This window comes from Mycobacterium sp. 663a-19 (assembly GCF_035616495.1).
Lineage (GTDB): Bacteria > Actinomycetota > Actinomycetes > Mycobacteriales > Mycobacteriaceae > Mycobacterium.
The window spans coordinates 236,608-260,180 of the sequence record NZ_JAPJAV010000008.1 but is presented as its reverse complement, the minus strand read 5'-3'; the positions used below and the strand labels follow the sequence as shown (position 1 = coordinate 260,180).

26 protein-coding genes are annotated in these 23,573 nt (G+C 67.4%); 16 read left to right on the top strand and 10 right to left on the bottom strand.

Annotation, left to right across the window (positions count from 1 at the left end; all coding sequences use genetic code 11):
• Positions 1-479 precede the first annotated feature (479 nt).
• The gene (locus tag OQ968_RS16535; protein WP_324679690.1) at positions 480-1,286 is read right to left on the bottom strand and encodes a hypothetical protein; all 807 of its coding nucleotides are present in this window, start codon (positions 1,284-1,286) and stop codon (positions 480-482) included.
• A 242-nt stretch (positions 1,287-1,528) separates the two neighbouring features.
• A complete protein-coding gene (locus OQ968_RS16530) occupies positions 1,529-2,149 on the bottom strand; it encodes a M15 family metallopeptidase (protein ID WP_324679688.1) in 621 nt (206 codons plus the stop codon).
• Between the two features lie 154 nt (positions 2,150-2,303).
• Here OQ968_RS16530 and OQ968_RS16525 point away from each other — a divergent pair, with 154 nt between their 5' ends.
• Positions 2,304-3,770 (top strand): serine hydrolase domain-containing protein, encoded by a 1,467-nt coding sequence (locus tag OQ968_RS16525; protein ID WP_324679794.1) that lies wholly within the window; start codon positions 2,304-2,306, stop codon positions 3,768-3,770.
• Here OQ968_RS16525 and OQ968_RS16520 read toward each other — a convergent pair.
• Complete coding sequence (locus OQ968_RS16520; RefSeq protein ID WP_324679687.1) at positions 3,767-4,921, bottom strand: 1,4-beta-xylanase; 1,155 nt, start codon at positions 4,919-4,921, stop codon at positions 3,767-3,769. The two genes, OQ968_RS16525 and OQ968_RS16520, sit on opposite strands and share 4 nt — an antisense overlap.
• Before the next feature lie 125 nt (positions 4,922-5,046).
• Positions 5,047-5,502, bottom strand: a complete 456-nt coding sequence (locus OQ968_RS16515) for a TM2 domain-containing protein (protein WP_324679684.1) — start codon at positions 5,500-5,502, stop codon at positions 5,047-5,049.
• A gap of 146 nt (positions 5,503-5,648) precedes the next feature.
• Between OQ968_RS16515 and OQ968_RS16510 the strand changes: the two genes are divergently transcribed.
• From OQ968_RS16510 to OQ968_RS16485, 6 genes are read left to right on the top strand one after another with little or no spacing between them, the layout of a single operon-like run.
• Positions 5,649-6,035: a DUF2237 domain-containing protein gene (locus tag OQ968_RS16510; RefSeq protein ID WP_324679682.1), complete on the top strand. Its 387-nt coding sequence runs from the start codon at positions 5,649-5,651 to the stop codon at positions 6,033-6,035.
• 24 nt (positions 6,036-6,059) lie between these two features.
• Positions 6,060-7,343, top strand: a complete 1,284-nt coding sequence (locus OQ968_RS16505; protein WP_324679680.1) for a sulfotransferase — start codon at positions 6,060-6,062, stop codon at positions 7,341-7,343.
• A gap of 14 nt (positions 7,344-7,357) precedes the next feature.
• A complete protein-coding gene (locus tag OQ968_RS16500; protein ID WP_324679678.1) occupies positions 7,358-8,596 on the top strand; it encodes an MBL fold metallo-hydrolase in 1,239 nt (412 codons plus the stop codon).
• Positions 8,593-9,342: an SDR family oxidoreductase gene (locus tag OQ968_RS16495; RefSeq protein WP_324679676.1), complete on the top strand. Its 750-nt coding sequence runs from the start codon at positions 8,593-8,595 to the stop codon at positions 9,340-9,342. The genes OQ968_RS16500 and OQ968_RS16495 overlap by 4 nt, the downstream gene beginning before the upstream one ends.
• A gap of 19 nt (positions 9,343-9,361) precedes the next feature.
• Complete coding sequence (locus OQ968_RS16490) at positions 9,362-9,829, top strand: VOC family protein (RefSeq protein ID WP_324679674.1); 468 nt, start codon at positions 9,362-9,364, stop codon at positions 9,827-9,829.
• Positions 9,830-10,777, top strand: a complete 948-nt coding sequence (locus OQ968_RS16485) for an LLM class flavin-dependent oxidoreductase (RefSeq protein WP_324679672.1) — start codon at positions 9,830-9,832, stop codon at positions 10,775-10,777.
• 401 nt (positions 10,778-11,178) lie between these two features.
• Here the strand turns inward: OQ968_RS16485 and OQ968_RS16480 are convergent, their stop codons facing one another.
• Positions 11,179-12,051: a PfkB family carbohydrate kinase gene (locus OQ968_RS16480; RefSeq protein WP_324679670.1), complete on the bottom strand. Its 873-nt coding sequence runs from the start codon at positions 12,049-12,051 to the stop codon at positions 11,179-11,181.
• 134 nt (positions 12,052-12,185) lie between these two features.
• On the opposite strand from OQ968_RS16480, the gene OQ968_RS16475 reads away from it, so the two are divergent.
• The 8 genes from OQ968_RS16475 to OQ968_RS16440 are packed head-to-tail and all read left to right on the top strand — an operon-like array spanning position 12,186 to position 18,730.
• Entirely contained in the window at positions 12,186-13,454 is a 1,269-nt protein-coding gene (locus OQ968_RS16475) for an aromatic ring-hydroxylating dioxygenase subunit alpha (RefSeq protein ID WP_324679668.1), read from the top strand.
• Between the two features lie 4 nt (positions 13,455-13,458).
• Positions 13,459-13,788: a hypothetical protein gene (locus tag OQ968_RS16470; RefSeq protein WP_324679666.1), complete on the top strand. Its 330-nt coding sequence runs from the start codon at positions 13,459-13,461 to the stop codon at positions 13,786-13,788.
• The gene (locus OQ968_RS16465; RefSeq protein ID WP_324679664.1) at positions 13,785-15,032 is read left to right on the top strand and encodes an amidohydrolase family protein; all 1,248 of its coding nucleotides are present in this window, start codon (positions 13,785-13,787) and stop codon (positions 15,030-15,032) included. The genes OQ968_RS16470 and OQ968_RS16465 overlap by 4 nt, the downstream gene beginning before the upstream one ends.
• Before the next feature lie 15 nt (positions 15,033-15,047).
• Positions 15,048-15,494: a MarR family winged helix-turn-helix transcriptional regulator gene (locus OQ968_RS16460; protein WP_324679662.1), complete on the top strand. Its 447-nt coding sequence runs from the start codon at positions 15,048-15,050 to the stop codon at positions 15,492-15,494.
• On the top strand, positions 15,491-16,234 hold the full coding sequence (locus OQ968_RS16455) for an SDR family NAD(P)-dependent oxidoreductase (RefSeq protein ID WP_324679660.1): 744 nt from the start codon (positions 15,491-15,493) through the stop codon (positions 16,232-16,234). Before OQ968_RS16460 ends, OQ968_RS16455 begins: the two co-directional genes overlap by 4 nt.
• Positions 16,235-16,256: 22 nt before the next feature.
• Complete coding sequence (locus tag OQ968_RS16450; RefSeq protein WP_324679659.1) at positions 16,257-17,525, top strand: aromatic ring-hydroxylating dioxygenase subunit alpha; 1,269 nt, start codon at positions 16,257-16,259, stop codon at positions 17,523-17,525.
• 2 nt (positions 17,526-17,527) lie between these two features.
• On the top strand, positions 17,528-17,863 hold the full coding sequence (locus tag OQ968_RS16445; RefSeq protein ID WP_420715930.1) for a hypothetical protein: 336 nt from the start codon (positions 17,528-17,530) through the stop codon (positions 17,861-17,863).
• Positions 17,864-17,884: 21 nt separating this feature from the next.
• The gene (locus OQ968_RS16440) at positions 17,885-18,730 is read left to right on the top strand and encodes a TauD/TfdA family dioxygenase (RefSeq protein WP_324679655.1); all 846 of its coding nucleotides are present in this window, start codon (positions 17,885-17,887) and stop codon (positions 18,728-18,730) included.
• A 5-nt stretch (positions 18,731-18,735) separates the two neighbouring features.
• Here OQ968_RS16440 and OQ968_RS16435 read toward each other — a convergent pair whose 3' ends face one another.
• Genes OQ968_RS16435 through OQ968_RS16425 form a run of 3 tightly spaced genes read right to left on the bottom strand, consistent with a single transcriptional unit; the run spans position 18,736 to position 21,172 of the window.
• On the bottom strand, positions 18,736-19,332 hold the full coding sequence (locus tag OQ968_RS16435) for a helix-turn-helix domain-containing protein (RefSeq protein WP_324679653.1): 597 nt from the start codon (positions 19,330-19,332) through the stop codon (positions 18,736-18,738).
• Positions 19,329-20,102, bottom strand: a complete 774-nt coding sequence (locus OQ968_RS16430; protein ID WP_324679651.1) for an SDR family NAD(P)-dependent oxidoreductase — start codon at positions 20,100-20,102, stop codon at positions 19,329-19,331. The genes OQ968_RS16435 and OQ968_RS16430 overlap by 4 nt, the downstream gene beginning before the upstream one ends.
• On the bottom strand, positions 20,099-21,172 hold the full coding sequence (locus OQ968_RS16425) for a dihydrodipicolinate reductase (protein ID WP_324679649.1): 1,074 nt from the start codon (positions 21,170-21,172) through the stop codon (positions 20,099-20,101). The genes OQ968_RS16430 and OQ968_RS16425 overlap by 4 nt, the downstream gene beginning before the upstream one ends.
• An 87-nt stretch (positions 21,173-21,259) precedes the next feature.
• Between OQ968_RS16425 and OQ968_RS16420 the strand changes: the two genes are divergently transcribed.
• Positions 21,260-22,117, top strand: a complete 858-nt coding sequence (locus tag OQ968_RS16420) for an SDR family NAD(P)-dependent oxidoreductase (protein WP_324679648.1) — start codon at positions 21,260-21,262, stop codon at positions 22,115-22,117.
• A 109-nt stretch (positions 22,118-22,226) separates the two neighbouring features.
• Here OQ968_RS16420 and OQ968_RS16415 read toward each other — a convergent pair whose 3' ends face one another.
• Both OQ968_RS16415 and OQ968_RS16410 read right to left on the bottom strand, forming a co-directional pair.
• A complete protein-coding gene (locus OQ968_RS16415) occupies positions 22,227-22,721 on the bottom strand; it encodes an adenosine-specific kinase (protein WP_324679646.1) in 495 nt (164 codons plus the stop codon).
• A 5-nt stretch (positions 22,722-22,726) separates the two neighbouring features.
• Positions 22,727-23,503, bottom strand: coding sequence for a lysophospholipid acyltransferase family protein (locus OQ968_RS16410; RefSeq protein WP_324679793.1), 777 nt, complete (start codon positions 23,501-23,503; stop codon positions 22,727-22,729).
• Between the last annotated feature and the right edge of the window lie 70 nt (positions 23,504-23,573).

Below are 23,573 nucleotides of genomic sequence, written 5' to 3'. Positions count from 1 at the left end.
GCAGCCCGCTGCACGTTGCACCGACCAATGGCTCAAGTTCCCTTGGGGGCCAAACGGATTGATCGACGGCGGCAGCATCTCCGCAATCGCCTCGGGGCTGATCCGCGTGCCGGGCCGATTCGTACTCGCACTCCGGTAGTCGAGTGTCGAAATCGAGGCGCAATCCGGTCACCCCGGCCGTCGAGACGGCGGAGTGCAGGTTGCGACTGAACCGCCAGAATCGAATGGTGTGAGCTAGGAAATATGAAAATGGCCTGAATCCAATTGATAACCGCCTCGCCTCTTGACAATGCGGTGTTCCGTCAACTCATCGGGCTGGTGCTGATCGCCAGATGGTGAGGGGACGGGACCGTGAATGCCAGAAGAAACACACGACCGCCCGACGTGGGGTCTCGTCTGCCCATCTATGTGTTCGCGATTTCAGTGGTTGCGGTGGCTCTCGCCGGCGGTGGACTGGCGTATACATTGACGAATTCCAGTCAGGTAACCGGGCCGCCCCCGCCGTCCACGGCGCCAACCGTGGCGCCGATGACGGCGCCGAACGTCACGGTGCCCGCGGCGACACCCGAGCCCTTGCCCGCCGTACCCGCTGCGACTGTGCCTGCCGTACCTGCTGCGCCGGTGCCTGCCGCGACCCCGGCCCCCGTGCCGGCCGCACCTGTGCCCGCCGCACCGCCCGCCCCCGTGCCCGCAGCACCACCTGTGCCCGCCCCGGTGCCCGCAGCGCCACCCGCGCCACTCGTGCCCGTGCCCGTCCTCGTGCCCGTTGCGCCACCCGCCCCCGCACCCGTCGCACCAGCCGTCCCCGCACCCGCCGCACCAGCCGTCCCCGCACCCGCCGCACCAGGCGCCCCCCCGCCGCAGCAGGCACCGCCACCCCCGCTGAGCCCGGACCAGAAGAAGAACTGCGAATTGACTGGGAATTGCCCCGCTGCACCACCAGCCCCCGCGCCCGGTAACACCACCGGCGGCACGACGACCGGCTCGACGACAGGGTCGACCACCGGCACGACGACCGGCACGACCACCGGTACCACTACCGGCTCGACGACTAGCACGACCACCGGGACCACGACCGGCTCGACGACTGGCACGACCACCGGGACCACGACCGGGACCACGACCGGCTCGACCAACGGCAGCAAGACCACCGGCACGACCACCGGTACCACTACCGGCTCGACGACTGGCACGACCACCGGGACCACGACCGGCACTACTACCGGGACCACGACCGGCTCGACCAACGGCAGCAAGACCACCGGCTCGACCACCGGCGCAGGCACCACGGGCAGTGGCACCACCACCAAGGGCGGCGGCCCTTAGCAGAAACCGTGCGGGGCCCCGCGAACCCATGCGGGTGACGGGACTAAGGTCACGGTGCAGTCAATCGGCAATGAATACCAGCCCGACGACCGGCACCACTACCGGCACTATTACGGGCTCGACCACCGGCTAGACCAGCGGCACCACCAGCGGGGGCGAATCCCCGAATGTCACGTGCTACCTGAAAGAGCCGCCGACAGGATCAGGGTCGCTCGAAGTGCTGGTAGTCGACGGGCGCCGTCCAGTAGCCACCCCACCGCCAGCCCCGGTCGGTGAAGACGCGGACGGCCGGGTCGCCGTCGCGCAAGAGGCCAGGCTCGTTGCGAGCACGGTCGAGGTAGGGCGCCGCGTTCTGCGGTTGCACTGCGCCGCCGGCGCAGCGGCACGGGTTGAGGAGCGGATTGACGTCGATGGCGCGGCCGTAGGCGTGTTGCGACCATCGGCTGCTGCCCGGGATGCCCCGGCAGTTGAACGCCGACGTGTTGTCGTCCTCCATGGACAGCTCGTCGTCGGCGGCCGGGTACCGGTCGGCCGTGCGGATCTTGTCGATGGGGAAGCCCAGTCGGTAAAGCTGCTCGAAGATCGCGACGACCTCCGGCACCAGGTCTTCGTGCACCACCAGTTCGCCGCGGTGGGTGTGGCCGTCGAAACCGATGTGGTCGACGCCGACTCGCCGAAGGCGCGCCGGTTCCACCGGGCAGCCGGGCCGCCAGCTCGCACCCAAATCCGCGGCGGTGACCGGCTGGACCGTGCTACCGGCGCGCGCCGGTGGGGGCGCGGCGGCTCCCACAGCCAGCAACACACCGGCCGCCAGCACGGCCATCCGACGCCTACAGGACGTCAATTGGGATGAGTCCTCATCGCTCGCTCCATGGTGACCGGACCGCTGCAATCAGGTTAAGCGGTCGACCTACCCTGGCGATGTGCCCGGTAAGCCAGCGGTGCGGACGGCCGTTGCCCTTGCAATCCTCGTGCTGATGCTCGCGGTGCCTTCCTCGCGCGACCGTATGGCGTACACGTCGGTAAGCGACGGCGCGCAGGTAACCCGGGTAACGCCGCCAACGCAATCAACCCGGCCGCCGCCGAGGCCGGATCTGCCTCCCACCCAAGACTTCGCAGCCGTCTCCAAGCTGATCGACGACGCGATCGCGGCGAACCAGCTGCCCGGCGCCGTCGTCGTCATCGGGCACGGCGGCGAGGTCGTCTTCCACCAGGCCTACGGCTCCCGCAAGATCGCCGGCGAGCAGGGGCTGGACGGATCGCCCGCACCGGCAGAGCCGATGACCGAGGACACGATCTTCGACATGGCGTCGTTGACGAAATGCCTCGCCACGGCCGTCGCCGTCATGCAGCTTTACGAGCAGGGCAAGGTCGCGTTCGACGATCCCGTTCAGTTGTACCTGCCCGACTTCAACACGGCGAACGATCCCCAGCGCGCCAAGGTGACGGTTCGCATGTTGCTCACGAACACGTCGGGCGAGGGGATAGACGTGAGCCTCGCCGACCCGTGGGGGTTGGGCGGGGCCGACAAAGCGGAGGGCGTCCATCGCGCGCTCACCACGCCGCTGCAGTCGGGCCCCGGTGAGGCCTTCCGGTACTCCGACATCAACTACATCCTGCTCGGCGCGCTCCTCGAAAAGCTCACCGGCGAGCCGGAAGACGTTTACGTGCAGCAGAACGTGTTCGCGCCACTCGGCCTCGAAGACACCCGCTACCTTCCGCCGGACAGGGTCTGCGGTCCGCACGCGATCAGGGGAGCCGCGATCGCATGGGCTCCCGCGTCCGACGGGCCGGCCACTTGTCCCGAAGGTACATGGAGCACAAGCCTTTTGCCGCGCGTCGCACCAACGGCGCTCGACGAGGAAAACCGGGCCGATCCGGGCAAGAACCCCGACTACGGTCACCTGCTTCGCGGCACCGTGCATGACCCGACCGCGCGCCGCATGGGGGGCGTGGCCGGGAACGCCGGTGTGTTCTCGACGGCACACGATGTCGGCGTCTACGCGCAGGCCCTGCTCGATCGACTTGCCAACCGCCCCAGCGACTTTCCGCTGCAGCAGGCGACCGCGGCCTTGATGACCACCCCCGAACAGCCCGGGCACACGGCCCGGCAACTGGAGGCGGCCAACGACGCCGCCCGCAGAGCGGCCGGCCCGAGCTACCCGGCGATCAAGGGGCAGAACCTGTTCGGCTTCGGCTGGGACATCGACACGGCGTATTCCAGGCCGCGCGGCAGGATCTTTCCCGTCGGGAGCTTCGGCAACACTGGATTCACCGGAACCACGCTCTGGATCGACCCGGGCTCGGATACCTACGTGGTGCTGCTCTCGAACTCGGTACTGCTGCGGGGCAGCCCGCCGATCACAAATCTGCGCGGCGAGGTGGCTACCGCGGCGGCGCGGGCCATGGGCCTGTACGGTTCGAAACCCGTTGGGCAGCGCTAGCCTTGCGCGCCGGTCAGTCCCCGGAACGCCTGAATTTCGCTGTCCCGATACGGCCGTCCGTCGGGCAGCACGAGGTCGTGGAACCAGACCTTCGGCGGCGCCGTGTACGGGTGATCCCATGAGTCCCACGGGAAGTAGGTCTGGGTCTTTCCGGCGACCAGGCCCCAGTTGAAGGCGCCGACGTTGTGGCGCTTGGCCACGGGCAGGATCGACTCGACGGTGCTGCCCTGCGGCCGCGCCATGTACTCGGTGCAGATGATCGGCCGCCCCAGCGGGGCGAGCTCGGCGATCCGGGACTCGAAGCCCCCGGGTTCGGCGTAGGAGTGGAACGTGATCACGTCGGCGTTGTCCAGCTGCATCGCGCTGATCGGGCTGCGGCCCGCCGGCTCGCCCCAGTCGCCGCGCCACACGCCGCTCGTCAGCGGTTGACTCGGCTCGACGGAGCGTGCCCACAGGAACACCTGGGGAAGCAGCTCCGCGACGCGGTCGAGCTTGTCTTTCCTCTCGACCTTGCTGTACACCTTCGCGGGGTTGTCGGGCTCGTTCCACAGGTCCCAGCCCAAAACGCGGTCATCATTACGAAATTGAGTCAGCACCCCGGTGACGTAGTCGCGTAGCACGCGGGTGTAGGCGGGATCGCCAATACGCTCGGCGCCCGGGCTTTGTACCCAGCCCGAGTTGTGCACGCCGGGCCTCGGCGCGCGTTGCGGGCCCAGCCTGGGTAACGGGTCCCAGCACGAGTCGAACAACACGAACAGCGGCTTGATGCGGTGGCGCGCCGCGATGTTGACGAACTGCGCGAGACGCATGACGAAGCCCCGGGCATCCTGGGCCCAGAGCTGATCGTGGAGGAAGACCCGCACGCTGTTGAGGCCAGCCGACCTGGCCCAGCCCAGCTCGGTGTCGATGCGACGAGCATCGTAGGTGGCGGGCTGAAACATCTCGAGCTGGTTGATGGCGTTCGAGGTGATGAAGTTCGCGCCGACGAGCCAGCCCTGCGCCTCATACCAACGGTTGGCCCGGTCGGCCGACCACCGGGTTATCTCGCCCGAAGACCGCGGTATCGGCTCCGCGGAGGCGCGGGGCGAGTGCGCCAGTACGCTGCCCGCCGCCAGCATCAGCGGAAGCTTCAACACCGTACGGCGGTACACGAATTGACGATAAGTTCCCGGGACCCCCGGACCCGGTATTTACTTAGCGCGTCGCGGTAACTTTTGCTGAGAATCGTTATTTCCTTGTCATCAAGCGGTGTTCGGCGCGCCGGCGAACCAGCGCGCTAGCGCAACTTGCGGCCGTAGTTGTCGGTGACGCCGCCGGTGAACATCATGATCGCGTCGACGATCGCCCAGATGACCGAACCCAGCAGTATGGGAAGCCCCAACCAGCAGAACAGGGTAAAGACGAAACCGAAGAGGCCCAAACACAACTGGGCGATTGCGATCTGGGTCGAATCGATATAGAAGCGGCCGATTCCGAACACGCCCAGGAACAGCTGGAGCAGCCCCGCCGTCGTGCTGGACTTGTCGGACAGCGGCACGCCCGTAACCGGATCGCGGCCAAACGGCGCTTGGGGATCGACCACGTTCCCCGGATAACCGGGGTACGACGGATAGCCGGGGTAGGGCGGTGGATATCCGGGCGGCGGGGGAAATTGGGGATGCTGATGCGGTCCGTAGCCGGGTGGCTGCCACCCCCGGGGCGGCTCGTTTTCGGGTGGGTTCGGCGTCGCCATCGGTCGAGTCAACTCCTGCCGTCGGGGGATCCGGCCCACTGTATAAGGGAACCGAGATCCGCGGCCGGCGGCGTCGGCGCCAAACGTTGCGGACGCGGATCGAGAACGGCCTTCAAACTCGCGCCGGGGAGGGCAATACTAAACACGTGCCTGATTGCAACGTCTTGGGCGGGCCGCTGGAACCGTGCGGTTCCGACCCACTGACCGGTTACTATCGCGACGGTTGCTGCTCGTCCGGGCCCGAAGACCTGGGCCGACACACTATCTGTGCCGTGATGACTGCCGAATTTCTGGAGCACCAGCGCTCCATCGGCAATGACCTGTTGACGCCGGTGCCCGAGTACCGGTTCCCCGGCCTCCTGCCGGGCGATCGCTGGTGCGTCACCGCCCTGAACTGGCTTCGGGCTCACCACGATGGCTGCGCCGCGCCCGTGGTGTTGGCGTCGACGCACGAGCGCACCCTGGAGGTGGTGCCGCTCGAGACGCTGCAGGAACACAAAGTCGACGTTCCCGACGACCTGGCTAACTTGTAGCGCCCTCGTTTACGCTTCGACGCGTTGAACGAGAATTCGACGGGCCCCGACATCGCCGACGTCGGCTTCGACGACCTGACGGCGCCCAAGCTGACCGATGTGCAGCGCCAGATTCTGGAGTTCACCGAGGCCAGGCACGTCGAGTTCGACATCGACGAGATGCTCGCGGAGGCCGTCGACCGGGCGGGCCTGCAAGCAGGGGCCGACCTGGACGACACCGACGGCTTCAGTGAGCGCCTGCGCGCCCACGTGGCCGCGATCGAGGCCGACGACGGTCTGCGCGAGCTCAGCCGGTCCACCCTGCGGCAACGAGTCGTTCGCCTGCTGCGTAACCGGTTGTCGTTGACCGAGCTCCTCAAGCGCTATCCCGAGATCGAGACGATCCCGATCGAAAAGCCGTTCATCGTCGTCGGGATGCCACGCTCCGGCACCACCCACCTGGTCAATCTCATCGCCGCCGACCCACGCCGGCGCGCGCTGCCGTACTGGGAAAGTCAGGAGCCGATACCCGCGCGTGGCGAGGGCCCCGACATCTCCGGAGTCGACCCGCGCTACGCGCGCGCCAAGGCCGAACACGACGCGCTCATGGTCAGCGCGCCGGTGGTGGCCGCCATGCACGACCGGTTCCCCGAGGCGATCGAGGAAGAGGTCGAGCTCCTCGACCTCGACCTGGCCGCCTACGTCCTGGAATGGCATGCGCGCGTGCCCGATTGGCGCGACTACTACCTGACGCTCGACCAGACCCGGCACTACGCGTACCTGAAAAAGGTATTGCAGGCGTTGACATTCCTGCGCGGCCCGCGGACCTGGGTCCTCAAGAGCCCGCAACACTGCGAGCAGCTCGGCCCGCTGATGGCCACCTTTCCCGACGCGACGGTGGCCTTCACGCATCGCGATCCCGTCGCCGTGATCCAATCGGCGATCACCATGATGGCCTACTCCGATCGGCTGCGCCGAACCAGCATCGACCCGGCCTGGCTGCTGGACTACTGGAGCGACCGCGTGCACCGGCTGCTCGGCGCGTGCGTGCGCGACCGCGACCTGGTGCCCGCCGATCACAGCATCGACATCGGCTTCCACCACCTCGACGGCAACGAAATGCCGCTGCTCGACGAGCTTTACCGGCGCGGCGGGGTGGAACTGACACCGGACGTGCGCGGCCGGTTCCGGCAGTACCTGGACGGCAATCCGCGCGGAAAGCACGGCCGTATCCGCTACGACCTGCAACGGCACTTCGGTATCTCGCCGGACGAACTGCGCGGGCGGTTCGACTTCTACTTCGAGCGTTTCGACGTTCGCCCCGAATGAAGGAGTCAACAGCGATGTTCGAACCGGTCTATCGCGGCAGGCCGGGCGCCGACGCGATGCGCCCGGCGTCCGCCGAGAAAGCCGAACGGATCGCCCCGGGGCTGTGGTGTTCGCCTGGCCTGTCGAACGCCTACCTGCTGACCACCGACGACGGCCGGGTGATCGTCAACACCGGGATGGGCTTCGAGGGCCCGGTGCACCGGGCCAACTTCGACGCCGTCGACGCCTCGCCGGTGCGCTACATCATCTTCACGCAGGGCCACGTGGACCACGTCGGCGGGCTGGACAGCGTCCGCGACCCCGACACAACGGTTGTCTCGCAGGCCAATTGGAGGGCATGGCGGGACGACAACGAGCGCCTCATCCCCTACCGGGCCAGCCGCAGCGCGTTCGCCTTCAAGGACACCCTCGCGGCGGGCATACGAGCGATTCAGCGTCGCCTCGGGACGACGCGCCTGCCCGGCCAGAGCGTCCCCACCGTCGACCTCGACTTCGAGGACACCCTGACCCTCGTCGTTGGCGGGCGGCGGCTGGAGCTGATCGCGGTGCCCGGCGGCGAGACCACCGACTCGCTGGTCGTGTGGTTGCCCGACGAGCGAATATGCCTGTGCGGAAACACCTTCGGCCCGCTCTTCGGGCACATCCCCAACCTCGTCACCATCCGCGGCGACCGCTACCGTGACGCGCTCACCACGATCGCCTCGATCGAGCGGGTACGCGAGCTGCGGCCCGAACTCTTGGTGACCGGTCACTTCGGGCCGATCGCCGGCGCTGAGCTCATCGACACCGAGCTAACCCGGCTGCGGGACGCCGTCCAGTACATCCACGACCAGACCGTCGCCGGCATGAACGCCGGCAAGGACGTCCAGACCCTGATGCGTGAGATCGCGTTGCCCGCGGAATACGAAGTGGGACAAGGGTATGGCAAGGTCGCCTGGGATGTGCGGGCCATCTGGGAGAACTACTCCGGCTGGTTTCACCACCGGTCGACCACCGAACTCTACCCGGTCGGGTTCGATGCCGTCAGCGCCGACGTGGTCGAACTGGCCGGAGCCGACGCGCTCGTGGCCCGGGCGAGGGAGCACCTCGCCAACGGCCGACCCCTGCACGCCATCCACCTCGCCGAGCTTGTCTCGCCGGATGATCCGGCGGCGCGGGCGGTGTTGCGGGAGGCGCACGAACGCCTGCTCTGCGACAGCACCAACTTCTGGGAAAGAGCCTGGCTCTCCGAACAAATAGCGAGGAACTCATGACGGCGCGCGTCGGCTTCGACTTCACCGGGACCACCGCGCTGATCACCGGCGGCACCAGCGGGATCGGGCACGCCACCGCGGCGCTGTTTCGGGACGCCGGGGCCGAGGTCACCATCACCGGCACCAAAGCGGCGGCCGCCGACTACGATGCGGACCTGTCCGGCATGGCCTATCGCCGGCTGCAGATCACCGACCGTGACTCGGTGGACGCCCTGGCCGCCGGCTTCGATCGGCTCGACGTGCTGGTGAACAACGCCGGCGCGAATTTCCCTGGCGGCCTGGACGAATCGAAGCCGGACGGCTTCGAGGCGTCGGTGGGGCTCAACCTCACCGGACCGTACCGGCTCACGGTCGGGCTCTACCGCGCGTTGCGGGTGTCGGCGGCCGCGGGAGGCGCCAGCGTGGTGAACCTGGTGTCGATGTCCGCGCTGCGGGCGGTTCCCCTGGTGCCCGGCTACGGCGCCGCAAAGGCCGGGATGGTCACTGTCACCAGGAATCTCGCCGTCAAATGGGCGCCCAGGGGAATCCGGGTGAACGCGGTGGCGCCGGGCGCCATCGACACGCCGATGACCGCGCCCATGCACGTCGCGCCCGACATCGTGGAATCCGAGCTCGGCCATATCCCGTTGCGCCGCTTCGGGTCCGTCGCCGAGATCGCGCCCACGATCGCCTTCCTGTGCACCGAGCAGAGCAGCTACACCAGCGGCGCAGTCTTCGTCGTCGACGGCGCGTCGGACTGCGTTTGAGATCGCAAAGGACAAGAACATGGCACCCGCACTTCGGCCCGAGGACTTCTACCACACCGGCATCGTTGTGCCCGACCTCGACGCCGCGATGGACCGGCTCACCGCCCTGGCCGGCTATCGGTGGATCAACCCGCTGACCTATACGCTGCCGTTGCGCACCGCGACCGGAACCCGCGAACTCACCTCGACGTTCGTATACTCCATCCAGAGCCCGCACGTCGAACTCATCAAAGAGGTCCCCGACAGCCCGTGGACCGCCGCGCCCGGCAACGCTGTCCACCACCTCGGCTACTTCACCGACGACCTCACCGACGCCGCGCGAATGCTGGAGGCTAACGGCTTCACCTTCGAAGCCACCGCCGACGTGTCTCCCCCGGGCCTGGCGCTGTTCGCCTACTACGTCGACGCCTTTGGCACCCGCATCGAAATCGTCGACCGCGCACTGTTTCCCGACTTTCCCGCGTTCCTGCAGTCGGCGGCGTCGTAGATGCTACTGACGGTACTCCGGTTCAATTTTGCCTCGCCACAGGGAGAGCCACGCACGCAGAGCGAACTGATCCGTGCCGCACTCGAACTGGCGCAGTGGGGGGAGTCGCGGGGCATCACCACAGTGAGCGTCGACGAGCATCACGCGACCGGGCACGGGTGGAGCTGCAACCCGATCATGGCGGCGGCGATGTTTCTGGCGCGGACGACGACGCTGATCGCCAGCGTGGACTGCACGCTCGGGCCGTTGTGGAATCCGGTTCGGCTGGCCGAGGACATCGCACTGGTCGACAACATGAGCCGCGGGCGGCTGCACACCACAGTGGGTTTGGGATATCGAACCGTCGAATACGACTCGCTCGGAGTCGATTTCAGCCAACGCGGCAAACTGATGGACAACCTGATCGAGCGGATGCTCTCAGTCTGGTCAGACACAGGATCCTGGACGCGGCCACATCCACCGCTCTACGTCGGCGGGGGATCACGCGCCACCGCGCGGCGTGCGGCGCGCTTCCGGCTGCCGCTGAGCCTGGCGGACCACCTGCCCGACATCGCCGCCTACTATCGCGAGCTGTGCTCCGACGTCGGCATCACGCCATTCATCCTCATGCCCGGGCCGATCAATCGCGGCATGATCTACCTGCATGAGGATCCGGACCGGGCATGGGCGGAACTCAGTGAGCACATCCTTTGGGAGGCAGTCACTTACGGCGAATGGTCGACCGACCAGCGTTCTCTCATGCACCTGCCCGGAGTCCGGACGCTCGAGGAGGTCAAGGCGTCGGGACGCTATCGATTCCTGACCCCCGAGCAGCTTGTCGCCGAAGTCCGCGGCTCCGACAACTACGGGCCGCTCGTGCTACACCCGCTGGTGGGCGGGATGCCCGTCGACGAGGCGTGGAAGTCGGTCCAACTCCTCACCGATGTGGTCCTGCCCGCGCTCGGCTGATTGAGCGCGCGCATAAGGGGTACGGGCAGGTGATGAAGTCTGTGAAATCGACATTCGGGCTGTTCGGTGGAACAGCCATGCTCGCGTTGGCGGTCGGCTGCGGCGGAGGCGCCGGCACCTTGGCAACCACCACCCCGACGGCTCCGACCTTGCCCACGTCGTCCAGGCCCGTGCCGGAGGCCCCACCGCCTCCCGCTCCGCAGTTGCCCTACGGTGGCGGCGGCACCGGACTCGCCCCGGGTGGCGGGGGAGGACCCGCGGCCGGGGGTTCCGGGGGTGGCGGCGCCGGGGGCGGCGGTTGAGGCCCAGCTCTGGTGTGGTCTCGACACTTACACCACACACGCGACACGCCGAAAAGCATAGCCGTGGTTTAAGTTTCGCGATTGTGTGTGTGTGGGGCCTCACAAGCTCGTCAGGTCTGGGCGCCCGCCGAGTCGCTGAACTGTGGCGCTGGCCGCCGCGGCGGCGCGTCGACCCGCGCGCTGCGGCTCGGCGCCGTCGCGCAAGGCCGAAATGAGCCCGGCCACAAACGCATCGCCGGCGCCGGTTGGATCCACGACGTCCACGTCGGCGAACTCGAACAGCTCGCTGCCGTCGCTCCACGCCACGAGGTCACCGACGTCGGGAACCGCGATCGCGACCAGCTCGGGCCCGCGCGCCAGCAGATCCTGGGCCAACTCGGCCGCTTCCCGGACGGTGCCGATGGTCCTACCGGCGATGAGCGCAACCTCGGCGGCATCGGCCCGCATCACGTCCACCGACGCGAGCAGATCGGCCAGAATGTCTTGTGGCGGTGCACCATCCGCGACGACGCGCGCACCGCACCGCCGCCCCCGACGTGCCGCCGCCAGCGCGGTGGCCGCCGGCTGCTGCAACTGAATCGAGACGGTGTCGGCGGAGTCCAACAGCGACCGGTCGAGGTCGGCGACCTGCACGAGCGAGCTCTCCGGTACGTCTTCGAGCAACATCCGCCGCGGCGGCGGCGCGACCAGATCGATCAGCAACGCCGTCGCGCCGCGCCGCACGACCCCACCGATGTCGATGCCGTCGAGCTCCGCCTGCTCCAACACGAAAGCCCCGGCGATGTCGTCGCCCACCACGCCGATGAGGGCGACCGGCACGCCGAGCTGGGCGAGACCGACCGCCTGGTTGGCGCCCTTGCCGCCGAGCAGCTCTTTGCGCTGCAGAACCGTCGTGGACTCGCTCGCGGACGGCGGCGCGCCGGTGCGTAGGACCAGGTCACAGCCGATTTGGCCAATCACCACAACACCCATTGGCTTACTGTGCCCGTTTCGCGACGCGCGAATCTCCGGGGCGAGTATCAACTACTTGCGATTCGGCGGATCAGGAGATAGCGTCCTCCCCGACGGAGTGGGTCCGCGGGAGATCGGAACGGACGGGAGGGGTCATGGCTCGATTCCCCAAGCCGGCGGAGGGCAGCTGGACGCAGCATTACCCGGAGCTGGGCACCGGGCCGGTGTCCTACGAGGACTCCATCAACCCAGAGATCTACGACCTGGAGCGCGAGGCGATCTTCAAGCGCGCCTGGCTGAATGTTGGCCGGGTCGAACAGCTTCCGCGTAAGGGCAGCTACTTCACCAAGGAGCTCAAGGTCGCCAACACCTCGATCATCCTGGTGCGCACGGCGGCTGGAGCGATCAAGGCGTACCACAACGTGTGTCGTCATCGCGGCAACAAGCTGGTGTGGAACGACATGCCCCTGGAGGAGACCAGCGGCGTGTGTCGCCAGTTCACCTGCAAGTACCACGGCTGGCGCTACGACCTGGACGGCAACCTGACCTTCGTCCAGCAGGAGGAGGAGTTCTTCGACCTCGACAAGAGCCGCTACGGGCTGGTGCCGGTGCACTGCGAAGTCTGGGAAGGCTTTGTCTTCGTCAACTTCGCGAAGAAACCCGAGCAGTCGTTGCGCGAGTTCCTCGGTCCGATGGTGACCGGTCTGGAGGGCTACCCGTTCGGCGAGATGACCTCGCGGTGGTGCTACCGCTCGGAGGTGAAGGCGAACTGGAAGCTGTACATGGACGCGTTCCAGGAGTTCTATCACGCGCCGGTGCTGCACGCGAACCAGTCGCCGTCGGCCTATTCGAAAGCGGCCGCGGAGGCCGGCTTCGAGGCCCCGCACTACCGGCTGGACGGCCCGCACCGGCTGGTCAGCACGTCGGGTGTGCGCGCCTGGGAGATGGCACCGGAGATGCGCAAGCCGATCGAGGACATCTGCCAGAGCGGCCTGTTCGGGCCATGGGACAAGCCGGATCTGGGGGAGATGCCGGCGGGCCTGAACCCCGCGAAATGTGATCCCTGGGGCTTGGATTCGTTCCAGCTGTTCCCCAACTTCGTCATCCTCATCTGGAGCCAGGGCTGGTACCTGACCTACCACTATTGGCCGACCTCGTACAACAGCCACATCTTCGAGGGCACGCTGTATTTCCCGCAGCCGCGCACCCCGCGCGAGCGCGTCGCGCAGGAACTCGCGGCCGTGTCGTTCAAGGAATACGGCCTGCAAGACGCCAACACGCTGGAGGCGACCCAGAGCATGATCGAATCCCGCGTGATCGACAAGTTCATGCTCAACGACCAAGAGATCCTGCTGCGCCACCTGCACAAGGAGACCGCGGCCTGGATCGACGACTACCGCCGCACGACCAAGGTCGGGGTGTGACGCGATGTCCCCAGTGCTACCAACCGAATTCGCCGACCTCGAACCATTCGCCGAGTGGTGCCTGCCCTCCGAACCCCAGCGTTACGCCAAGAGGATGGCCAGCACGATGGCCGAGATGAAGGCCTTCTACGACGCGATCACGCCGCGCGCCGAAGAGGCCCTCGCCTACTGCGACAAGTTCCCCCTCGACGACCTGCCCGAGGATGTCCTCAACCTGATGCACCTGCTGTATTCGATGATCATGGTGTCGTTTCCGGTGGAATGCTGGAAGCAGCCGCGGGTTCCCGATTCCGGTGCTTCCACGTTGGACTGCGTGTCCGAGCCCGTCCCGTGATCACCGTCCTGCGCGCGGCCCGCTGGGCCGACGTCGATGCGGGCCAGGTCCGCACACCCGCGGAGGTGGTGGTCGACGGGCAGCGCATCAGCGCGGTCAATCCCGAAGGGCCACTGCCGGATTCGGCGAACATCGTCGATCTCGGCGATGCAACGCTGCTGCCGGGCCTGATGGACATGGAGCTCAACTTGCTCATCGGCGGCCCGGGCGGTCCCGAGGGACTACCCTCCCCGATGCACGGCGTCCAGGACGACCCGGCGTATCGCACATTGCGCGGCGCGGTCAACGCGCGCACGACGCTGGACGCCGGATTCACCACCGTCCGCAACCTGGGGCTGATGGTCAAGACCGGCGGCTACCTGCTCGACGTCGCGCTGCAGCGCGCCATCGACCAGGGCTGGCATCCCGGCCCCCGCGTTTATCCCGCGGGGCATGCCGTCACCCCGTACGGCGGCCACCTCGACCCGACGGTGTTCCAGCGCCTGGCGCCCGGCATCATGCCGCTGACCGTCGCGGAGGGCATCGCCAACGGCGTTCCCGACGTGATCGCGTGTGTTCGCTATCAGATTCGCCACGGCGCCAAGCTGATCAAGGTGTCGGCGTCGGGCGGGGTCATGTCGCACAGCACCGCGCCTGGCGCCCAGCAGTATTCGGACGCGGAGTTCGCCGCGATCGCCGACGAGGCCCATCGCGCCGGCGTCCGGGTGGCCGCGCACGCCATCGGGGACACCGCGATCCAGGCGTGCATTCGGGCCGGAATCGACTGCATCGAACACGGCTTTCTCGCCACCGACGAGACGATTCAGATGATGGTCGACCACGGCACCTTCCTGGTGTCCACCACCTACCTGACCGAGGCGATGGCCGTCGACCGGATCGCGCCGGAGCTGCGCAAGAAGGCGCAGGAGGTGTTCCCCCGCGCAAAGACGATGCTGCCCAAGGCGATTGCCGCCGGTGTGCGGATCGCCTGTGGCACCGACGCGCCGGCGATCCCGCACGGCCAGAACGCGAAGGAACTGGAGGCGCTGGTGGCACGCGGCATGACCCCGATGCAGGCGATCCGCGCCGCCACGGTCGTGGCCGCCGAACTCGTCGAGGCCGACCACGAGCTGGGCCGGCTGGCGCCCGGCTACCTCGCCGACATCATCGCCGTGCCCGGGGATCCCTCCCGCGACATCGCCGCGACACAAGAGGTGTCGTTTGTCATGAAAGACGGCCACATCCACAAGATGCCGGCGGGTTGAGGCAAGGAGACGGGCATGGAACTCACCGAAAACATCCTGTGGCTGCTCAAGCAGGCCTTCTACTTCTCGCTGACCAGTGTGAACGACGCGATCAGCACCCACGGCGTCAGCACGGCCCAGATCGGTGTGCTGCGCCAGCTTTCGAACGAACCGGGCCTGTCGGGCGCCGAGCTCGCCCGGCGCCTGCTGATCAGCCCCCAGGGCGTCCAGCTGGCCCTCACCTCGCTGGAACGCCGCGGTCTCGTGGAGCGAAAGCAGGATCCCCAGCACAGGCGCATTCTGCAGGCCTATCTCACCGACGAGGGGCGCAACGTCGTGGCCACGGTGCTCGGCGACGCCGTGGCCGCGCACGAGAAGGTGTTCGGCGTGCTCAGTGCCGAGGAGCAGGAGACCCTGCGTGAATTGCTGAGTCGTGTGGTCGAGAAGGGCACCGGCCACGAGTTGTTCAAGGATCACGAGTGAGCCGGGTAGCGGTGGTGACCGGCGGTGCCTCGGGCATGGGCGAGGCGACCTGCCACGAGCTGGGCCGGCGCGGCTTGAAAGTCGGCGTCCTCGACCTGAACGAGCAAGCGGCCCAACGTGTTACCGAAGACCTCCAGGCGCGTGGCGGCACCGCCATCGCTGTCGGCGCCGACGTCACCGACCGGGCGGCCGTCGAGCAGGCGTTCGCGAAGATCCGCAGCGAGCTGGGCCCGGTTTCGGTCCTGGTGACCAGCGCGGGGATGTTCGGGTTCTCCCCGTTCGCCGATATCACCGTCGAGTCCTGGAACAGGATCATCGATGTCAACCTGACCGGCACCTTTCACTGCTGCCAGGTCGCCCTGCCGGACATGGTGGCCGCGAAATGGGGCCGGATCGTGATGATTTCGTCGTCCAGCGCCCAGCGTGGATCGCCGTTCGCCGCCCACTACGCGGCGTCCAAGGGCGCGGTCATCACGCTGACCAAGTCGCTCGCGCGTGAGTATGCCGAACACTGCATCACCGTCAACAACATCCCGCCGTCCGGCATCGAGACCCCGATGCAGCACCGGGCTCAGGAGGCGGGCTACGTGAAGTCGAACGAAGAGATCGCCCGCAACATCCCGCTGGGCCACCTGGGCACCGGAGCCGACATCGCCGCCGCGGTCGGGTTTCTCTGCTCGGACGAGGCCGGCTTCATCACCGGCCAGGTGCTCGGCGTCAACGGTGGAGCGGTGATGTGACGGTGACACAGGGAGGTTCACGATGACACGCACGGGTAGGCCCCCGGAGGGCTCCTGGACGGAGCACTACCCCGAACTGGGGACGGGTCCCATCTCGTTCGCCGACTCCACATCCAGGGAGTTCTACGAACTCGAACGTGAGGCCGTGTTCAAGCGGGCGTGGCTCAACGTGGCGCGGGTCGAGGAGCTGCCGCGCGTCGGCAGCTACCTCACCAAGGAGATCGAGGTCGCGCGCACGTCGGTCATCCTCGTCAAGGGCCGCGACGAGCGCATCCGCGCGTTCTACAACGTCTGCCGCCACCGCGGAAACAAGCTGGTGTGGAACGACTTTCCCGACCAAGAAACCCGCGGGACCTGCCGCCAGTTCACCTGCAAGTATCACGGATGGCGCTACGACCTCGACGGGGCGCTGAACTTCGTGCAGCAGGAGTCGGAGTTCTTCGACCTCGACACGGCCGACTACGGACTGAGGCCGGTGCACTGCGATGTCTGGAACGGCTTCGTTTTCATCAACTTCGACGACGAACCGCGTCAGGGCCTGCGCGAGTTCCTCGGCCCCATGATCACCGGCCTGGACGACTACCCGTTCGGCAAGCTGACCGAGCGTTACGAGTGGGTCGCGCACAACAACAGCAACTGGAAGATCTTCGCCGACGCGTTCCAGGAGTACTACCACGTGCCCTCGCTGCACCCACAGCAGGTGCCCTCGGCGGTGCGTGATCCGAACGCCGGATTCACCTGTGGGCACTTCCAACTCGACGGCCCCCATCGGCTGGTGTCGACGGCGGGCCGGCGGCGCTGGCTGCTGCCGCCGGAGTTCATGTATCCGATCGAGCGGGCCACCAAGAGCGGGCTCATCGGTCCGTGGCGCACCCCCGACATCGGCGAGCTGCCGGCCGGCCTCAATCCCGGTGGCATCGAGCCATGGGGAATCAGCAACTTCCAGATCTTCCCCAACACCGAGGTGTTGATCTACGGGGGCTGGTATCTGCTCTACCGGTACTGGCCCACCTCGCACAACACGCACCGGTTCGAGGCCTACACCTACTTCCACCCGGCGCGCACGGTGCGGGAACGCATCGAGCACGAGGTCGCCGCGGTGGTGCTCAAGGAATTCGCGCTGCAGGACGCCGGTATGCTCGGTGGCACGCAGGCCGCGCTGGAGTACGGCGTCGTCGACGAGTTCCCGCTGGGCGACCAGGAGATCCTGGTGCGTCACCTGCACAAGGTCGTCGTCGACTGGGTCGAGAGTTACCGGCGCGAGAACGCGCCGGCGGCGGCCGGGGTGTGACCATGCCAGACGCCTTGCTGCCCAGCGCATTCGCCGAGCTGGAACGGTATGCCCAGACCTGGTGCCTGGCCACCGAAACCGAACGCTGGAACGCGCGAATGGCCAGTACCATGCCCGAGATGCGCGAGTTCTACGACGCGTTCTTCCCGCGGCTCGAAGAGGCCATCGAATACTGCGACAAGTTCCCGCTCGACGACCTCCCCGAAGACGTGCTCAACCTGCTGCACCTGATCTATTCGCTCGTGATGGTCGCCATGGCCGTGGAGATCATGCACCAGACCGTCCCGACCGACGCCGCCGACGCGGTGATGATCCGGACCGGCGAACCGTTTCCCTGATACCCGCCAGAAGGAATCTCGATGAGTCAGCTCACCATCACCAAGCTCGGCGATTCGGTCGGCGCCGAAGTCACCGCGCTGGATCCGAGCCACCTTGGAACCCACGACCAGATTGGCGATGCCATCCTGGATGCGTTGGAGGACAACGGGGTACTGGTCTTCCGCGGCCTGTGGCTCGACCCCGAGACCCAGGTCGCTTTTTGCCGGCGCCTCGGCGAGGTCGATCACTCCTCCGACGGTCACCACCCCGTCCCCGGCATCTACCCGATCACCCTGGACACATCGAAGAACTCGTCGGCGGCCTACCTGAAGGCCACGTTCGACTGGCACATCGACGGGTGCACGCCGATCGGTGACGACTATCCGCAGAAGGCCACCGTCCTTTCGGCCGTGCAGGTCGCCGAGTGGGGTGGGGAAACCGAATTCGCGAACACCTACGCCGCCTACGACGCGCTGAGCGACGAAGAAAAGGAACACTTCGGCACGCTGCGGGTGGTGCATTCCCTGGAGGCCTCGCAGCGGCGCGTCACCCCCGACCCCGCGCCAGAACAATTGGCGCGCTGGCGATCCCGGCGCACCCACGAGCATCCCCTGGTGTGGACGCACCGCAGTGGCCGCAGGTCGCTGGTGCTGGGTGCCTCGGCCGACTACGTGGTCGGCATGGACCTCGACCCGGGCCGCGCCCTGTTGGCCGAGCTCCTCGAGCGCGCCACCGTGCCCGAAAACGTCTACAGCCACGCCTGGTCGGTCGGCGACATGGTCATCTGGGACAACCGCGGAGTCCTGCATCGGGCGACCCCGTACGACGCCGGCTCTTCCCGCGAAATGCTGCGCACCACCGTCCTCGGCGACGAACCGATCCAGTAGATCGACTAACGGCGCTTCCAGTGCGGGGACCTGACCGCCGCCAGGGCTTCGGTGACGCAGCGATCCAGCGGCAAGCGCGTACCGGATTGCCGCACCCATTGCTGGAAGGCGAAATCGGCTGCGGCAAAGGCGAGTTGGACCAGGAGGCCGGGCCGCATGTCGTTGCCGGGATCCACGCCCATGCGCTGGCCGATCAGCTTGGCCGCGCGTTCCTTTTCGGCGGGCGTGTGGATGGTCGCCTTGCCGAGCAAGCCCGGGGCGACCAGCAGCGCCTCGCGCCACTCCTCGATGTCGGCTCGGTCGAACGACTGGATGCGCGCGACGATGGCGTTGGTCAGCGCGACGTCCGGTGACTCCCTGGCCGGCCGCTGTTCGAGCAGGTTGACTATCGCGGCGCCGCCGTGCCGCACGGGAGCGAGCAGCAGGTCCTCCTTGGTCGGCACGTGCCGGAAGAACGTGCGCGGCGAAACGCCCGCGGCGGTGGCGATTTCCTCCGTCGTGACGGCGTCGTATCCGCGCTCGATGAAAAGCCGGAATGCGGCCCGCCGGATTTCCGCCCGGACCTGCGCGCGCTGCCGATCCCGCAACGACTCCGTTGTCATCGGAAGCAGCCGATGCCGCCGTCGACGTGAATGGTCTGCCCGGTGATGAACGTCGCGTCGGTGCTCAGCAGGAACGCCACCAGCGCGCCCACGTCGGTGCGCACGTCGCCGATGCGCTTCATCGGGACCCGTCTCACCGCCTTCGCGTAATCGTCGGGCGCGTACTGCTTCCACAGTTTGACGCCGTCGGACTCGGCGAACGGGCAGATGACGTTGACGCGGATGTTGTCGCGCCCCCACTCCAGGGCGGCGACCTTCGACAGCCCGCGGATGCCTTCTTTGGCGGCGGCGTACCCGCCCCACTTGGGTTCGCCGCCGGTGCCGGTGCCCGAGCCGAGGTTGACGATCGACCCGCCGCCGGCCGCGACAATCACCGGGTGCGCGGCCTGCATGAGCAGGAACGTCGCGCGGGGGCCGACGTCGTAGCCGAGCGCCAGGTCCTCGGTGGTGATGTCGACGAAGGCCTTGGGCTCGTTGGTGGCGATGGCGTTGTTGACCAGGCCGTGCACCGCGCCGAAGGCCTCGACCGCGGTCGCCACGATCCGCTGGGCGCTGTCCGGGTCGCGCAGGTCGGCGACCAGCTTCTCGGCCCGGCCCGCCGCCTGGAGCTCGTCGGTCGTCGCGCTCAGGGCGTCGGCGAGGATGTCGACCAGCAATACCGCCGCGCCGCGCTCGAGCAGCGCGGCGGCGATACCCTTGCCCACGCCCTGGGCGGCACCGGTGACGATCGCGACGTGGCCGCGCATCGAGTCGGGATGCGTGTATGTCATTGCGGCGTAGCAAGTTTGGGTGCCGGGCGCCCGGCGAACAGCGGCAGGTCGAGGTAGGTCTTGATGCCGGGGCCGGCCGCGCAGACGTCGGGAATGGCGTTGACGCAGTGGTTGGCCGTGGCGACCACGCCGGGGTTTCGCTGCAGCCCTTCGGCGATGGACGGCGGCTGCAGACCCTTGAAGGTCAAATTCACCGTTGGGTCGCCGGTGATCTCGACCTCGAAACGCTCGCCGAGCCCGCCGAAGTTCCACGCCGGTTCCAGGTTGGCCTCGCCCATCAGCCAGTTGACCGCCGCCGTGATGACCGGTTCGCCGTCAACGAGCGCCTGCCAGCGGAATCGGCGTGCGGCCACGGTGCCCGCGGTGATCGGGAACGGGTCGTAGTCGATGTCGGAGGTCGCCACCGCGATGTCCTGAATGGTCCTGATGTTGGGATCGATGCGAAAACCCATGTGGTCGGCGATCATTCGCACCGACATCTTGAAGCCCGATTCGAGCAGGGTGGCCATGGGCCCTTGCATGGCCTCCTCGGGCGTGCCGCCGAAACCCATGATGTGGCGCACGACGTCCGGGGCGTTGTAGGTGCGGATGTCGGAGAACTCCTCGGCGCGCACGTGGGTGACCGCCGACGACAGCGAGGACAGCATCAGCGGGAAGCGCTCGGTGATGCCGCCGGGATGGATTCCCGAGCCGTGCAACGTGACACCAGCCTCGACCGCGGCGTCGGCGATCGCCTTGTGGCGCGGGTTGCTCAGGTCGGGGTAGACCCACCCCACCGGGGTCACCACGTTCTTGCCGGATCGCAGGATCGCGATGACCTCTTCGTCGTTGGGGATCAGCGGGCTGTACACGACGCAGTCGGCGTCGAGGGCCAGCACCTCGTCGGCGCTGGAGGTGGCGGTGACGCCGAGCTTGTCGGCTCCGACGATCCGCCCGACGTCGACGCCGTTCTTCTCCGCGCTGTGCACCCAGCATCCGACCAACTCGAGCTCCGGATGATTCACGACGCATTCGATGGCCGCCTTGCCGACGCCTCCCGTCGCCCACTGGATCACACGACGCTTGCTCATGACCGACCTCCCACACCTTTACATCCCACCGACGAGATGGCACGGTATGACTACCTGGCAGTGACTGTCAACAGGAAAGGTCGGTCGATGGGCGTCCTGGAGGGCAAGGTCGCGATTGTCACGGGAACCAGCCGCGGCGTGGGCGTCGGGATCGCCCACGAACTGCTGCGCGCGGGTGCCAACGTCGTCGGCTGTTCGCGCTCGCCGTTGCCGACCATCCCCGGCATCGAGCCCGACTGGGCGGACCGCGCATCACAGCGGGTCTGCGATCAGGGCGATTACCGCTCGATCGACTCGTTCGTCGCCGAGGTCGTGGCGACGCACGGCCGCATCGACATCCTGGTCAACAACGCCGGCGGTACCGTCCCGGCGCCGCACGTGGAGAGCATTCCCGAACTCGTCCAACGCATTCAGGGCGCGCCGCCAAGCAACGACGACTTCGAGCGCACCGCGCTGTTTCACGCCTACGCGGTGCAGATGAACCTCATCAGCCCGCTGTGGTTCGCCATTCGCGTGTACCGGCAGATGGCCACCCAGGACGGCACCGCCTGCGTCATCAACATCTCCAGCGGCGCCGGGCACCCGGCGGGATCACCCACCCTGGTCTCCTACGGTGCGGCCAAGAGCGGGCTCAACCACCTGACGCGGTCGCTGGCCGAGGAGTGGGGGCCGAAGGTCCGCGTCAACTGCCTCGCGCTGGGCCCGACCATGACCGAGAACTTCCGGTCGTTCGTGCTGCCCAAGGACGACCCGACCGGCGAAAGATATTTCGCCGCAGTCCCATTGCGCCGCGCGGGCGAACCCGCGGAGGTGGGCCGCGTCTGCGTCTTCCTCGCGAGCGGGCAAGCGGACTTCGTCAACGGCACGACGATCGAGCACGACGGTGGCATGCTGCCCGGCGTGCTCTACGACGCGGGCCTGAAGACCATCACCGATCTGCTGTAAACGACGCGGCCGTCGCACCGCACGTGCCGAGCGTCCTCAAAATGCCGGCCTGGACGGCGTGTCCGCGTACAAATGAGCGCGCTCGCGAGAGCGCCTCACCTCGACAACCTCACAGCTTGTAACCGATGGCGCGCAATAGCTCACGCCGCTCGGCCACGTCGCGATCCGTCTCCACCCCGATCGGCGTCTGCCCGTCGATGACGCCCACGATCCCGCGACCGCGCGGAGTCTCCGCGACGACGACCTCGACCGGATTGGCTGTGGCGCAGTAGATCCCACAGACCTCGGGCACCGCCTTCACCGGGTTGAGGATGTTGAGCGGGAATCCGTCCCGCAGGAAGATGACAAAGCTGTGCCCGGCCGCGATGGCCAGCGCAGCGCGCGTCGCCAGTTCGACCAGCTCGGCGTCGTTGCCCGTGCGCCGAACCAGTCGCGGCCCGGAGGCCTCACAGAAGGCCAGCCCGAATCGCAGTGCTGGGCTCACGCCGACCAGGGCCTCGTGCAGGTCGTCGACCGTCTTGATGAAGTGCGCCTGGCCGATCACCACGTTGACATCGTCGGGCTTGTCAACCGGCACCACATCCCAGGACAGCGGCGTTGTCATCTCGATCACCCCAGAACCGGAAAGCGGCGCTGGCGCCCCAGCTCGTCCAGGGCGGTTTGCATGACGGAGCGCACGTGGCCGTCGACCTCGGCGACGTCGGGGTCCTTGCCGAACCGGGCCGCGATGTCGATCGGCTCCAGCAGCTGATAGACAACCTTGGCCGGCAGCGGCATATTGGCCGGGAAAAACACGGTGAGTCCGAAGGGCAAACCGATGGTCACCGGCAGAATCTCCAGCCGCATGCGCTTGAGCCCCAATCGCCTTGCCAGCCAATCGCCGCGGGTGAGGAAGAGCTGAGTTTCCTGGCCACCGATCGACACCGCAGGCACGATCGGCACGCCCGTTTGCAGGGCCGTCCTGACGTATCCGGTGCGACCGTCGAAGTCGATGACGTTCTGCTTCCGCGTCGGCCGGAACGCGTCATAGTCGCCGCCGGGAAAAACCAGCACGACCGCGTCCGAACGCAACGCCTGCGCGGCGTTTTCCTGGTTGGCATGAATGACGCCGAGGCGGCTCAGCGCTGCCCGGAAGGGTGTGAAGAACACGCCGTAGTGAGCAAGGGTGTACAGCGGGCGGTCATAGCCGAACTTGCCGTACAAAGTCGGCGCCAGCACGTTCCAATCGGGCGTCAGCACCCCGCCGGAATGGTTGGACACCACCAGAACGCCGCCGGTCGACGGAAAGGTCTCCAGGCCCCGGACCTCCGGCCGGAACCATCGGTTGATCACGGGCGTCACCGCGTTGATCAAAAGCTCCGTGAACGTGGGGTCCCACTTGGCCATCTCCGGATGGGCGGTTTCGTTGCCGGTCACCTCTTCCCTCCGCCGTTCGCGCGTGCTGTCATGCTCCCGC

Coding starts and splice junctions, on each gene's coding strand:
- OQ968_RS16515 (WP_324679684.1), bottom strand. CDS start 5,502: ATGGCGACGCCGAACCCACCCGAAAACGAGCCGCCCCGGGGGTGGCAG.
- OQ968_RS16435 (WP_324679653.1), bottom strand. CDS start 19,332: ATGACAACGGAGTCGTTGCGGGATCGGCAGCGCGCGCAGGTCCGGGCG.
- OQ968_RS16500 (WP_324679678.1), top strand. CDS start 7,358: ATGTTCGAACCGGTCTATCGCGGCAGGCCGGGCGCCGACGCGATGCGC.
- OQ968_RS16450 (WP_324679659.1), top strand. CDS start 16,257: ATGACACGCACGGGTAGGCCCCCGGAGGGCTCCTGGACGGAGCACTAC.
- OQ968_RS16440 (WP_324679655.1), top strand. CDS start 17,885: ATGAGTCAGCTCACCATCACCAAGCTCGGCGATTCGGTCGGCGCCGAA.
- OQ968_RS16410 (WP_324679793.1), bottom strand. CDS start 23,503: ATGGCCAAGTGGGACCCCACGTTCACGGAGCTTTTGATCAACGCGGTG.
- OQ968_RS16445 (WP_420715930.1), top strand. CDS start 17,528: ATGCCAGACGCCTTGCTGCCCAGCGCATTCGCCGAGCTGGAACGGTAT.
- OQ968_RS16485 (WP_324679672.1), top strand. CDS start 9,830: ATGCTACTGACGGTACTCCGGTTCAATTTTGCCTCGCCACAGGGAGAG.
- OQ968_RS16480 (WP_324679670.1), bottom strand. CDS start 12,051: ATGGGTGTTGTGGTGATTGGCCAAATCGGCTGTGACCTGGTCCTACGC.
- OQ968_RS16430 (WP_324679651.1), bottom strand. CDS start 20,102: ATGACATACACGCATCCCGACTCGATGCGCGGCCACGTCGCGATCGTC.
- OQ968_RS16460 (WP_324679662.1), top strand. CDS start 15,048: ATGGAACTCACCGAAAACATCCTGTGGCTGCTCAAGCAGGCCTTCTAC.
- OQ968_RS16495 (WP_324679676.1), top strand. CDS start 8,593: ATGACGGCGCGCGTCGGCTTCGACTTCACCGGGACCACCGCGCTGATC.
- OQ968_RS16490 (WP_324679674.1), top strand. CDS start 9,362: ATGGCACCCGCACTTCGGCCCGAGGACTTCTACCACACCGGCATCGTT.
- OQ968_RS16530 (WP_324679688.1), bottom strand. CDS start 2,149: ATGGCCGTGCTGGCGGCCGGTGTGTTGCTGGCTGTGGGAGCCGCCGCG.
- OQ968_RS16470 (WP_324679666.1), top strand. CDS start 13,459: ATGTCCCCAGTGCTACCAACCGAATTCGCCGACCTCGAACCATTCGCC.
- OQ968_RS16425 (WP_324679649.1), bottom strand. CDS start 21,172: ATGAGCAAGCGTCGTGTGATCCAGTGGGCGACGGGAGGCGTCGGCAAG.
- OQ968_RS16475 (WP_324679668.1), top strand. CDS start 12,186: ATGGCTCGATTCCCCAAGCCGGCGGAGGGCAGCTGGACGCAGCATTAC.
- OQ968_RS16420 (WP_324679648.1), top strand. CDS start 21,260: ATGGGCGTCCTGGAGGGCAAGGTCGCGATTGTCACGGGAACCAGCCGC.
- OQ968_RS16415 (WP_324679646.1), bottom strand. CDS start 22,721: ATGACAACGCCGCTGTCCTGGGATGTGGTGCCGGTTGACAAGCCCGAC.
- OQ968_RS16525 (WP_324679794.1), top strand. CDS start 2,304: ATGCTCGCGGTGCCTTCCTCGCGCGACCGTATGGCGTACACGTCGGTA.